The 13320-nt window shown below is 31.5% G+C and carries 11 protein-coding genes; 8 read left to right on the top strand and 3 right to left on the bottom strand.

The genetic code is table 11. The features are described from left to right. The first annotated feature begins 354 nt into the window (after positions 1 to 354). A complete protein-coding gene (gene ahpC, locus BN4220_RS11830; RefSeq protein WP_066716363.1) occupies positions 355 to 918 on the top strand; it encodes an alkyl hydroperoxide reductase subunit C in 564 nt (187 codons plus the stop codon). A gap of 367 nt (positions 919 to 1285) precedes the next feature. Then, positions 1286 to 2815, top strand: a complete 1530-nt coding sequence (gene ahpF, locus BN4220_RS11835) for an alkyl hydroperoxide reductase subunit F (RefSeq protein WP_066716366.1) — start codon at positions 1286 to 1288, stop codon at positions 2813 to 2815. A 233-nt stretch (positions 2816 to 3048) separates the two neighbouring features. Here the strand turns inward: ahpF and uvsE are convergent, their stop codons facing one another. Both uvsE and BN4220_RS11845 read right to left on the bottom strand, forming a co-directional pair. Continuing rightward, positions 3049 to 4296, bottom strand: a complete 1248-nt coding sequence (uvsE, locus tag BN4220_RS11840) for a UV DNA damage repair endonuclease UvsE (RefSeq protein WP_066716369.1) — start codon at positions 4294 to 4296, stop codon at positions 3049 to 3051. Positions 4297 to 4509: 213 nt separating this feature from the next. Beyond that, positions 4510 to 5388 (bottom strand): LysR family transcriptional regulator, encoded by an 879-nt coding sequence (locus BN4220_RS11845; protein ID WP_066716372.1) that lies wholly within the window; start codon positions 5386 to 5388, stop codon positions 4510 to 4512. A 124-nt stretch (positions 5389 to 5512) separates the two neighbouring features. Between BN4220_RS11845 and BN4220_RS11850 the strand changes: the two genes are divergently transcribed. The 5 genes from BN4220_RS11850 to BN4220_RS11870 all read left to right on the top strand — a co-directional run bounded on the left by BN4220_RS11850 (position 5513) and on the right by BN4220_RS11870 (position 11343). Further along, positions 5513 to 6850 (top strand): sodium-dependent transporter, encoded by a 1338-nt coding sequence (locus BN4220_RS11850; protein WP_066716375.1) that lies wholly within the window; start codon positions 5513 to 5515, stop codon positions 6848 to 6850. A 575-nt stretch (positions 6851 to 7425) separates the two neighbouring features. Next, complete coding sequence (locus BN4220_RS11855) at positions 7426 to 8010, top strand: 50S ribosomal protein L25 (protein WP_242867789.1); 585 nt, start codon at positions 7426 to 7428, stop codon at positions 8008 to 8010. 533 nt (positions 8011 to 8543) lie between these two features. After that, entirely contained in the window at positions 8544 to 9239 is a 696-nt protein-coding gene (locus tag BN4220_RS11860; protein ID WP_066716377.1) for a hypothetical protein, read from the top strand. A 157-nt stretch (positions 9240 to 9396) separates the two neighbouring features. Then, positions 9397 to 9960 (top strand): alkyl hydroperoxide reductase subunit C, encoded by a 564-nt coding sequence (ahpC, locus tag BN4220_RS11865; protein ID WP_066716379.1) that lies wholly within the window; start codon positions 9397 to 9399, stop codon positions 9958 to 9960. A 120-nt stretch (positions 9961 to 10080) separates the two neighbouring features. Then, entirely contained in the window at positions 10081 to 11343 is a 1263-nt protein-coding gene (locus BN4220_RS11870; RefSeq protein ID WP_066716382.1) for an MFS transporter, read from the top strand. Positions 11344 to 11463: 120 nt separating this feature from the next. On the opposite strand, the gene BN4220_RS11875 is transcribed toward BN4220_RS11870, so the two are convergent. Then, entirely contained in the window at positions 11464 to 11853 is a 390-nt protein-coding gene (locus BN4220_RS11875) for a desulfoferrodoxin family protein (RefSeq protein WP_066716385.1), read from the bottom strand. A gap of 328 nt (positions 11854 to 12181) precedes the next feature. Here BN4220_RS11875 and BN4220_RS11880 point away from each other — a divergent pair, with 328 nt between their 5' ends. After that, positions 12182 to 13060, top strand: coding sequence for a LysR family transcriptional regulator (locus BN4220_RS11880; protein ID WP_066716387.1), 879 nt, complete (start codon positions 12182 to 12184; stop codon positions 13058 to 13060). Positions 13061 to 13320 lie beyond the last annotated feature (260 nt).

Genomic DNA, 13320 nt, shown 5'->3' on the forward strand with positions numbered 1-13320 from the left:
CTGTACTAAAATCATCTCAAGCAATGAAGTTGGTTTCTTCTATTGTTTGACATTTTTTTAACTCTGTATTAATTAAAGTTTTTCTATTATACCACAGATCGTAACAGAAATCTATTATCGAAAGAGCATTTTTTATCTTAATTAAGTGAAATTGGTTAGAAATATAGGATTTGTATTCAATGTATACAATAAATTTTTAATCGAAGTGATAAAAATGCTCAAGTAAGGATTTACTTCTTGACAAGTTGTTAAAAAAATAATAATATCAAAACATAAATAGTAATGATTACTATTTTCAAAATAAGTCACTTTACAGTTTATATAAAAATTAAAATATTTAAGGAGGTCTAGATTATGTCATTAATCGGAAAAGAAGTACAACCATTTAAAGCACAGGCGTTTCAAAACGGAAAGTTTATTGATGTAACGGAAGAAAATTTTAAAGGAAAGTGGAGCATCGTTTGCTTTTATCCTGCAGATTTTACATTTGTGTGCCCAACAGAGTTAGAGGATTTACAGGAAAATTATGAAGAGCTTAAGAAATTAGGAGCGGAAGTTTATTCTGTATCAACAGATACTCATTTTACACACAAAGCATGGCATGATAGTTCGGAAGCAATTAAAAAGATAACCTATACAATGATTGGAGATCCTTCTCATACATTATCTCGTAATTTTGATGTTTTGATTGAAGAAGATGGACTAGCAGATCGTGGTACTTTCATTATTGATCCAGATGGTATTATTCAATCAGTTGAAATCAATGCAGGAAGCATTGGACGTGATGCAAGTATACTTATTAATAAGATAAAAGCGGCACAATATGTAAGAAATAATCCAGGTGAGGTGTGCCCAGCAAAATGGAAAGAAGGTTCTGCAACATTAAAGCCAAGCCTTGATCTTGTAGGTAAAATTTAAAGAATCAATTATGATAAAAGTGAAATGAAAAATTAACTCCTTATGAAAGAATATCAGAATAGAATGAAGGGAATTCTATTTAAAAACTTCTTTTAATAATATGACACGAAAGAATTGTGACATGTTGACAGGGTGAAAAGTAATTTCACTCAAAAAGAGGCCGCAATGCGGCTTCTTTTTAAAATGATAGGAAATAAAAGCATAGATGTTTGATCCTAACATTTTAAAATCGCTCCGCTATGGATGCGCAGCTGCGCGTGCGGAACAAAAGGTGTGCTATATAAGTTTTTGCTTGTGCGCGAGTGTGTGAAGCTCACTTTTGTTCTAGATTTTATGCTGCCTGTTGGCAGCGGATTGAGAGGTGATTATGATACTGGATGCTGAAATAAAAGGACAATTGGCTGAGTATCTGAAACTCATGGAGAATGAGATTTTGCTAAAAGTAAGTACCGGGTCAGACCAAATATCCAAAGACATGATGTCTTTGGTAAATGAATTAGCAGAAATGTCTCCTAAAATAAAGATAGAGCAGTCAAGCTTAGAGAGAACTCCAAGTTTTAGTATCAATCGTATGGGTGAAGAAACAGGAATCACTTTTGCAGGGATCCCTTTAGGGCATGAATTTACATCATTAGTATTAGCACTTTTACAAGTGAGCGGAAGAGCGCCGAAAGTGGAAGAACAAGTGATTGAACAGATTAAAGGAATAAAGGATAAATATAAATTTGAGTCCTTTATTAGTTTAAGCTGTCATAACTGCCCTGAGGTAGTGCAAGCTCTTAATGTAATGAGCGTGCTTAATTCAAATATTTCGCATACTATGATTGATGGTGGAGTATTTAAACAGGAAGTAGAGAGTAAGGATATCATGGCAGTTCCTTCTATTTATCTAAACGGAGAACCTTTTGGTAATGGAAGGATGACGCTAGAAGAAATACTTGCTAAACTTGGAAATACAAAGGATATATCTGAATTTCAAGAGAAAGAACCATATGATGTTTTAGTCATTGGTGGTGGGCCAGCTGGAAGCAGTGCGGCTATTTATGCTGCAAGAAAAGGCATACGTACAGGCGTTGTGGCAGAGAGATTTGGAGGACAGGTGAGAGATACTTTAGGCATTGAGAACTTAATTGGTCTAAAGTATATTGAAGGACCTACTCTTGCGGATAATTTAGAAGCTCACGTTCGAGAGTATGATGTGGATATTATGACCTTACAGCGAGCGAAAGGCTTAAGTAAGAAAGATTATATAGAAATAGAACTGGAAAATGGAGCTGTTTTAAAGAGTAAAACAGTTATTCTATCTACAGGAGCACGTTGGCGTAATGTAGGTGTACCAGGTGAAATGGAATTTAAGAATAAAGGAGTTGCATATTGCCCTCATTGCGATGGTCCACTTTATAAAGGAAAGCATGTTGCGGTAATTGGTGGTGGTAACTCTGGAATTGAAGCAGCGATTGATTTAGCAGGTATCGTAAATCATGTGACGGTTCTTGAATTTTTACCAGAGTTAAAAGCGGATAAGGTGCTTCAAGAACGCTTATATTCATTGCCTAATGTTACGGTATTAAAAAATGTTCAAACGAAAGAAATAACAGGAACGAATAAGGTAGATGGTATTACCTATGTAGACCGAGATTCGAATGAGGAACATCATATTGAACTTCAAGGTGTATTTGTTCAAATCGGATTGGTTCCAAATACCGAGTGGTTAGGAGACAGTGTGGAGCGTAATCACTGTGGTGAAATTGTAGTTGATAATCATAATGCTACCAATATACCAGGAGTATTTGCGGCAGGAGATTGCTCTAACGGCCCTTATAAACAGATTGTGATATCTATGGGTTCAGGTGCAAATGCAGCATTAAGCGCATTTGATTATTTAATTCGAAATTAGGACGGAATAAATAGAAAAATTATGTTAAAAAGGGCTATCGTAAAATAGGTTTTCTAATTTACGATAGCAATTTTTATAACATTTTTTAGCCCTTAATATTGTTGATACTTAATTCTTTTTTCAAAATTTAAAAATTATTTTTAAACTAATTTTAAAATAACAACTTTTTAATTTTAAAAATAACAACTTTTTAATATGAAAGGATACTTAGCTAACTCTAGTCTCAGCTGATTCTAGTAGAAAAAAAAATATGAATCATTAACATTCTCTACATTGTATTTTTTACAGAGCTTAGAAAGAAATTCTTTTAACTTGGTTTTATTTTCAATTACATTCTTTAATAGGGTATTTAGTTTTTCATCCTCCCTAAATGTGAGCTTGTTTTTTAAGTCGTCATAAACATGTAATATCACATTTCTAAAATTCTCTTCATCAAAGGGTAAGAACAAACATTGATCAATATAAGAATATACTTCATGCATTGGTACTTGTGAATTTATTAAATGATTGCACTTGATATAATACGAATGGCCTTTTTCCATAACACAATACTTATACTTTGCCCATTGATCCATTCGAAAAGATAGTTCTGTGGATTCTTTTAATGAATGAATACATTTTATAGCGGATAATTCTTTATCTTTAACCTCAAGCATGATATCTGCATTTAAATTTTTAATCCGCTTTATATAATCTAAAAAATTATCAGTAACAATCGTTTTAGAATGAGCACCTCCTTTTTTAATCTCATCCTGATCTGAATAATGTAATTTAACAGGTCCGTCTTTTGAAGACCAAGTATTTTTAACCAGAGATATGATTTCATTCCATGTTAATGAACATGGGTTAAGCTTATGATGAAGATTATCAAATACTACTGGAATTTTAATTTCATCACAGATGGAAAGAACCTCTTGTATCGTGTAGTTTTTATCATCATTTTCAATTACAAGTCGTTTTTGTAAGGAAGTGGATAATTTATAAAAGTTTTCTACAAATCGTTTCATAGCAATTTCTTTATCATTATAAACTCCTCCGACATGGAGTATAATCTTATTTGTGTAATCTACTTCTAAGGAATCTAGGAACTTGCAGTGATACTCCAAATCTTTAATGCTCTTTAAAACCACAGCTTCATTCGGCGAATTTAGAACAGTATATTGACCGGGATGCATAGACACTCGTATGTGATGAGTTTTTATAAACTTACCACAATTAGAGAACTCTTCTTTAAAAATTTCCCACCATTTAATATTGTTAATGGAATGACTTGCAAACGGTATTGTATCTGAACTAATCCGAAACATGTAGATTTCGTTTTTAACATTCCATTTTAAAATATTCATTAAATCATTTAAATTCTCTTTTACACACTTTATAAAGATTTCCTCATTAAAATTTTTAAGTAGAAAGCTTCTTGTAGTTTTATATGGTAGGGATATTGGAGTACATGCATAACCAATTCTATTCTTTATTAGCATTCATTCACCTTCTTCTATATAAGAATTTATATAGCGCTGCATTAAAAGTATCTTCAATATACATTTTATATAGCGCTGCATTTGAAGTATTTTCAATATAACATTTTATATAGCGCTGCATTTTAAAGTATTTTCAACATAACATTTTGTATTGCGCGTGGGTTTAAAGCTTCTTTTATAAATTCCTTTATTGTCTATTACTTAGATGGATTTTTAAACATCAATAAAATTGATGAAAGCAGTCATGGCTGGAGTTAATGCCTTTCCTCTATGGCATATTAATTGTCTACATATTGTAATTGGAAAGTTCGAGTTAGAAATTGGTAAAATAGATTTTTCCATTAGTTCTTTTTGCACAACAAACTCAGGTATAAAGCCAATACCAGTTGAATTTAAAATAAGTTCTTTAATTACTTGCACATTACCAATTTCGTAAGTGGGAACTATAAATTCATCTAATTTTGCGATAATATGTTCTAATTCTTTACGATAACTTATATTTTCTTCGGTAACATACAATGGATATTTTCTAATATCAGAGATACAAACATTTTCATAACTTGCAAGAGGGTGATCGGAGGAAATATAAAAATTAGTGTTTACAGCAGACTCCTTTAATATAACAAGATCAGGACGCTGTATTTTAGTATCTAGTGTATAAACTAAATCTACCTCATTATGAGTAAGTAGAGAAAACATATCGGAGGTCACACCGGTTTTTATCACTATTTTTACATTTGCATATTGTTTCTGAAAATTACTTAGTATCTTTGGAAACATTGAGGTACAGATGGAATCCGCCATTGCAATTCGAATGGTACCAGAGACAACATCAGCAGATCCATTTAGCTGTTCGTCTAGCTCTTTCGTTAATAACTGGATATTTTGTGCATATTGCAGAAATTTTATACCATTTGTAGTAAGCGTAATTTTGTGCCCAATTCGGTCAAAGAGTGAATGGCCTAATTCTTTTTCTAAATTAATGATCTGGGTAGATACGGCTGATTGAGAATAACCCAGCTCAAGGGCTGCTGATGAAAAACTTTTTAGTTCAGCTACTTTTATAAAGGTATGTATATTTTTAAAATCCATTTTTTCTCCTTTAGCATCTAAAATATTGATGATATCATCTAAATTATCAATTTTGTTTATTCTATGTATTATGATATAGTACTTAACATAGAACATCAATATTAAAATAATGAGGATAGATAGTATGCAAACGAAGAAGAAAGAAACGGAACATAAAAATGCAGTATTTGGTAGCAGATGGGGATTTATATTAGCTTGTGTTGGATCGGCAGTTGGTTTGGGAAATATTTGGATGTTTCCATATCGACTAGGGCAATATGGAGGAGCGGCCTTTTTGATTCCATATTTATTATTCGTATTCCTTTTTGGTTACGTAGGTTTGTCAGCAGAGTTTGCAATCGGGAGGAAGGCGAAAACCGGTACTCTTGGTGCATATGAGGTTTGCTGGAAAAAGAATAAATTTAGTAAAGCAGGAAAGACCTTTGGTTGGGTTCCTTTAGTAGGCTCTCTTGGAATAGCAACAGGATATGCGATTATCATTGGATGGGTACTAAGATCTTTATTTGGATCTGCAACGGGAGCTATATTTGAACAAACAAGTGCAAATTATTTTTCCCAGGCTACAGGAAATTTTGGTAGCGTAATATGGCATATTGTCATTTTAGGACTAACCCTTCTTATCTTATTTACAGACTCAGTGTCACGAATTGAAAAGGTGAGTAAAGTGTTAATGCCAGTATTTTATATATTATTTATCATTTTAGCCATCCGAGTGTTATTTTTATCAAGTGCGGTGGAAGGATATAAATTTTTATTTATACCAAAATGGGACGCATTATTACATATGGAAACCTGGATTATGGCCATGGGGCAGGCGTTCTTTTCATTGTCAATTACAGGTTCTGGAATGATTGTGTATGGAGCTTATCTTGATAAAAAAGAGAATATTGTTAGTGCTTCAATAAAGACTTCCATATTTGATACCGCAGCTTCTTTATTATCAGCACTAGTAATTATGCCAGCTGTATTTTCATTTGGAATAAAGCCAACGACTGGTCCATCTCTTATGTTTTTAGTTATGCCTGATATCTTTAGACAAATGGCATTTGGTAGGATAATAGCGTGTATCTTCTTCTTTTCAGTACTTTTAGCAGGAATTACTTCTTTAATTAACATGTTTGAAGCTGTCATAGAAAGCCTACAAAATAAATATAAGATATCAAGAAATATTGCAGCGTTTGCTAGTATTTCCATATCATTTATTATAGGGGTATTCTTTGAAAATGAGTTAAATGTAGGTAAATTAATGGATTTCATTACGATTTTTGTAGTTCCATTAGGCGCAGTATTTGGCGCAGTATCGATCTATTATATACTCGGAAAAAATAAGATTGAAGAAGAATTAAATTGTGGAAGAAAAAAAGAATTACCGAAGGCATTTTCAATTATAGCAAGATATGTATATGTTCCAATTACTATTTTGATTTTAATTTTAGGTATTATTTATAAAGGCATCGGCTAGTTTGGAGATAAATTATAATATAGGATAGTTTTGGAATAAATCATAATATAAAAGAGAAGAAAGCTTCGCTTATATTAAAATGACCCTGTGGGTTAGACACTTATAAAAACGGTGTCTAGCCTACGGGGTTCTTTTAATTTAAGGACGGAGAAATCTTCTCTTTTTTATAGACTTAAATGTAGAAATGATTTGTTTTTCAAACAAGAACTGTATTATTTATAAGAGATAAAAAGTGTAAAAAAAGATTATATTTTCAGAAAATAAAAAAATATGGTTGACTATTTTCTGAAATATATTATAATATAGTTATTGTAATATTTACTATTTATTATAAAATTTTTAAAAGATTATAAAATTATTTATTCTGAATAAAATTTAATAATAAAAAACCAACACAAAAAGATTATATTTTAAAAATTATTTTTTAGATCTAGCAATTATCTATGAATTGTTTAGATCTTTTAAATTTGTGTGTTGGATAGGAAAAACTATGCTGATATTATTGATTTTCATTTCAAAGCAAATAGGGTTTTGAGAGGATTATCATGCAATAATTATTATTAAGGAGGGTTTTTATGATGCAAGAAACCGCATTAATGAACATTGAACCAAGAAGTAGTACAAGCAAAGGTGCAAATAAGTTATTAAGGAAAAATGGCTATATTCCAGGAAATATTTTTGGAAAAGGTATTGATTCCATTTCAATCGCTGTTAGAAGAGACGAATTTAGAAAATCCTTAAAAGATTATGGTAGAAACGCTGTATTTAAGCTCGTAACACCGAATGGTGAGGAGTATACAGTAATGGCGAAAGAACTTCATATTGCACCGATTATTAATGAATTGTCCCATGTGGACTTTCAACTAGTATCCCTAACAGAAGGGGTGAAACAGGATGTAGTGATCAAGATTGTTGGTACAGAATTTCTTGAGTCTAAAAGATTACTTCTTAATAGCCATGTAGATATCATTCCAGTATTCGGCTTACCACACGATATTCCACATGAAATTGAGATTGACGTGTCTAAATTAAATTCTGGAGATGGTGTTTTATTTAAAGATATAAAACTTCCAGAAGGCATTACTTCAGAAATTGATCCTGAACTAAAAATAATATCCATAAAAGGTGCTAGGACTAGAGAAGCAGCTGTGGGTGAATAAGAATAATTAAATTTTAGATATTGTTAATTCCGTAATATTAACAATGTAGCCTAATAAAGGGGATGTCTTAATATAGATTATTAATATAAATCTATGTAAGGCATCCCCTTTATCTATTGTATTAAGTATAGTGGGAACGAATGATTGTCTCGTAGTGAGAACGAATGATTGTCATATAGTAAGAATTAATAATTGCTTTATATTATGAACATTTTGAAATATATGTTTTTCTGTTTCAATTGTACATAAAGAAAGTTCTTATGTATTCACTGGTTGTGCATAACTAACTTTTTGAGATTTAAGCGAAAAAAGATATAAAAAAATAGTGATATAAAAAAAGAGTTATTGTCAGTTAATTTAGTGGAAAGGAATATAGACGTGCTACAAAATGTCTGATATGATACAAATAAATAGTTATTGTGATGGATTCAATTATAGAACCTTACATTTTAACGAAGACAAACATAATAGATTGGTATAATTTTTTATTACAGGATGATATAAAAAGAGGTGCAATCTAAGAAGGAGTTCATATGAAGACACAAGTGAAAATTATTGATATTATAGATGAAGCAAAAGGAATTAAGACATACTTACTTGAAAAACCAGAGAATGAAATATGGGAGGAGGGTTCTCATATCCATATTGGAATTGTTGGTTTTGATGAAGGTGAGTTGCCAAATAAAAGCTTAGTTCGGCATATGTCTATCATGACGCTACCTACTGAGAAAAAACTTGGCTTTACTACAAGAGTGCAAGAAAATCCATCTGAATTTAAAGACAAATTATCAAAATTACACGTTGGAGATGAGCTTGTTACCTTCAAAATAGGATCAAGAATGCAATTAAGGCGCTATAATAGACCAATTGTTTTATTATCAATGGGTGTTGGAATTGCTACAATGAGACCGCTTATTCTTTCTTTTATCGCTGATACATCCAACATTCCAGATTTATATAATGTGAATGTAGACTCATCAAATACTATCTATAAAAATGAATTGTCTTTGATTGAAAATGATCACTATAAGAATTACTGGCTAAATTCTAGAGCGGACTTTTATAAGAAACTAGATCAATTAATAAATTTAGATAATCCAATTTACTATGTCGTAGGAAATGATGGATTTATTAAGGATATCATACAGCACTTACGATCTAGAAGTGTGGCTGATTCTGATATTATATTAGATAAGAAAGAAGAGGCGTTAGGATATTATTTTGATTGATAAATATTAGATGTTTTCAAATAAGGATAGGTAAAACGATTCGTATACGTTTTCCTATCCTTTTTTGATGATTTTGTCTTTTGATATACATGAATAATGAATAAAAATTATAGATAAGAAGATACTAATTTTTAAAATACATTCATGGAGGACAATTATGTCATTAATTAATAAAAAACTAGATGAATTTAAAGTACAAGCTTATCAAGATGGTCAATTTAAAGAAGTAACAAAAAATAGCCTTGAAGGGCATTGGTCTGTATTTGTATTTTACCCAGCAGACTTTACGTTTGTTTGCCCAACGGAACTTGGAGATTTAGCTGATAATTACGAAAAATTTAAAGAAATTGGCTGTGAAGTTTACTCCGTATCAACCGATACTCATTTTGTTCATAAAGCTTGGGCTGATACATCAGATACAATCAAAAAAATTAAATATCCTATGTTAGCGGATCCGACTGCAAAACTTGCACGTATGTTTGATGTTTTAATTGAAGAAGAAGGCCTAGCCCTTCGAGGAACCTTTATTGTTAATCCAGAAGCAACGATTAAAGCATATGAAGTAAACGATAATAGTATTGGTCGTGATGCAGATGAACTTTTAAGAAAGGTTCAAGCTGCACAATTTGTTGCTGCACACGGAGATCAAGTTTGTCCAGCAAAATGGAAACCGGGCGCTGAGACCCTTGCTCCTAGCTTAGATTTAATAGGTAAAATTTAATAGATAAAAAAGTAATAATATTATGAGTGTACCAGCAATTTTAATCAATAAGACTAAACTTACCTTTGGTGCTCAAAGCATTGAAAAAATCCTTGATTTAATTGACGAGGGAGAATAGAAATGGAAAAACGAAAAATTCATTATGCATGGTTCATTCTATTAGGAGTTATATTGATTCGTGGTTTTGCTGGTGGCGGTATCAATATGACATCCGGTCTTTTCTTATCACCTGTTTCACAAGAGATTGGTGTAGGAATCGGTACTTTATCTATTTATTTAAGTATTACATCTGTTGTAATGGTCTTGTGGCTTCCATTTGCGGGAAAACTAATTAACAAATACGATATTCGAATCATAGCAATCGTAGGAGCAGTTCTACAAGCATTTTCTTTTATTGCATTTGGATTTATGCACACCGTGTACGGTTGGTATTTACTATCCATACCATACGCCATGGGAGCAGCCATCCTAGTAAATTTATTAGGTCCAATACTCATTAATCGATGGTTTGCAAAAAATGCGGGAATGATGATGGGAATTCAAATGGCATTTGTCGGCTTATTTGGAGCTATATTGCAGCCATTTACATCTTCAATCATTTCACAAAAAGGATGGAGAAATGCTTATTATTTTATTGGTGGTTTAACATTTATAATTGTTATATTAACAGCTATTATCCTTCTTAGAAATAAACCAGAAGATAAAAGAATATCTGCTTACGGAGCGAATTCACAAGGCGCAACAAAAGCGGTGAGAAGTCAAGGAGATGATGTTGTAGAAATATCAGAAGAGGTAGCTACTCGTTCTGCCTCCTTTTATTTATTACTTTTATTTATGGTAGCCATCACTGGTGTAGGTGTATTTATGCAACATATTCCCACCTATGGTTCCTTATTAGGTTATAGCGTTAATGATACTGGAAAAGCCTTAGCCTATGCCTCCATAGGTAGTGCAATCGGTTCGATAGCAATTGGAATTATTAGTGATAAAATAGGTGGACTAAAGACTTGCTATGGAATGATTGGAATTGGAATACTTGCAATTCTCGGATTTTTAATGAGTGGAAATAACTTTATAATCTTTGGATTATCTACCTTTTTGAATGGATTAGTAAGCTCTAGTATTATGGTTTTAGCGCCTATTTTAACAATTAAATTTTATGGGCAAAAAGATTATGAGAAAATATTTGCAAAGGTATCGATGGGTGCTCCGATTGCTTCCATCATTCTAATACCAGTGTATGGGTTTATATATGATTTAACAAAAAGTTATTTATTAGTTCTTATCGGAATGATTTGTTTGCTAATCATAGCTATATTTTGTATTACGGTCGGTTGGAAGAAAAGGTGTACTTCAGCTGGATGTCCGACATGGAGAAGTTAGGTTAGAAATGCTCTAGAGCAATTCTTGTGTATGTACGTGTTGTATCGTAAGGGGAAAAGTTTTTTAAAGTAATAAATTATTCTTTCATAAAAAATGCCGTCCTTTTTGGACGGCTTTTTATTAAATATCAGTTTTCCAGAAACCATGCAAATTGCAGTACGCATAGGCAGAAATCGGGCGATCTCCTTCTGGAATTAGGAATATTGCGACTGGTTCATCATTGGCTTTTAGATTCACTCTTTGACAACCTTTTTCAGTTTCAAGGTATACCCATTCAATGCTATGTTCCTCAGACATTGGGTGAGAAACACTTCCTACTTTTACTGTAACTTGATTTCCGTCTTTCTCAACCACTGGTAAATGCTTTTCTTGAGCACCTTCTGAGGTGTTTGCAGATAATTCAGTTAATTTTGTATCATCGCAAGAGTAATTTTGCCTATTACCACTGATTTCTTCAATGACAACGTGGCATTTTTCACAGGAATAAAATTTTGGCTTATTGCTTGGCATATTAAATTCTCCTATAAACGTTTATTTGCACAATACTTTACTCATTGTTGTGCGTATATTGAGTTTAGATTCTCGTATTCATTATTTCTAATACATATTATTTTATTCATTTATAATGCTTTAACATAGCATTTTCTAAAAGAAGATAGAGATAGACTTTGATAGTATAGGTTCTCAATTAAAATGCTTGATTTAGATATTATTCTTATAGCTTCCTCTGAGTTTTCTATTTTAGATAAAAAGTGGAAGAGTTTTTCTATTGTATTATAAGTCATTTTATGGCAAAGTATTATAGGAGAGATTCCAATTACTTTTCGGAGGAAAATAAATGACATTTGAACAATTAAAATTTTATGTGGAAGTTTATGAGCAAGAAAGTTTTTCTTTTGCAGCTGAAAATCTTTCCATTTCTCAATCATCACTTTCCAAACAAATTAAATCCTTAGAAAATGAAATCGGCAACATTTTATTTGATACAAAAAATAAGAGAAAATTTATCATAACAGAAGCGGGCCATGACTTTTATAATCATGCAAAAAAACTTATTATGGAATATGAAGAAATGAAAAGTAGTATGAAAAAATATCTTTCATTAGAAAAGGGACATGTTTCTATTGCAAGTATTCCTGTGAAGAGTCAATATGGGATTATTGAAAGATTAACTAAATTTATTAATGATCATCCACACATTAATATAAATTTTATGGAAGAAGACAGTGATACGATAATCAGTCAAATTCATAATAATAATATTGATGTAGGACTTTTATATGATTCTCCAAAACTTGACGCGGTAGCAAATACTTTCACATTAGGACATGATGAATTTGTTGCTGTTGTTCCAAGTGATCATTATTTAAGTAATAGGAAGAAAATTAGCATTACGGATTTAAAGGATGAGCCGTTTATTCTATTAAATGCAGGTTCTGACTTATTTTACGCGGTAATTGATCTTTGTCAAGAGAATGGATTTACGCCACAAATTCGTTTCCAAAATACAAGAACAGCGACAATTGTACACATGATAGAAGAAACCAAATGTGTTTCCATATTAATAAAGAAAATAGTGGAGCCTATGGTTAATGATAACTTAAAAATTGTACCGCTATCAGAAACAAAAAAATTAAAGCTTGTATTAGCAATTCCAAAGGGGAGAGCGATGAAGCCATCGTCATTAATTTTTAAAAATTACATGCTGGAGAAATAACAATATTATACTAATTATGGAATAAGAAGCTATAAATGTAAGAAAAATATGTTTTAAACTATAAGCAAAAACATATAATTTTTGATGGAATTATAAACCAAAAACATTACAAATTGGAATAATTAAAATAATATTACCAGTATAAGAGAGGAATCTAAATTCTATATAAAATGGTATTTATGAAGCGTTACGAATTGCCTATATTACATAAGAATTAAGGCTTAAACTCTAATTTAATATTTATATTTATTAAAGTTGAA

The organism is Clostridium sp. Marseille-P299 (assembly GCF_900078195.1).
GTDB lineage: Bacteria > Bacillota > Clostridia > Lachnospirales > Lachnospiraceae > Lachnoclostridium.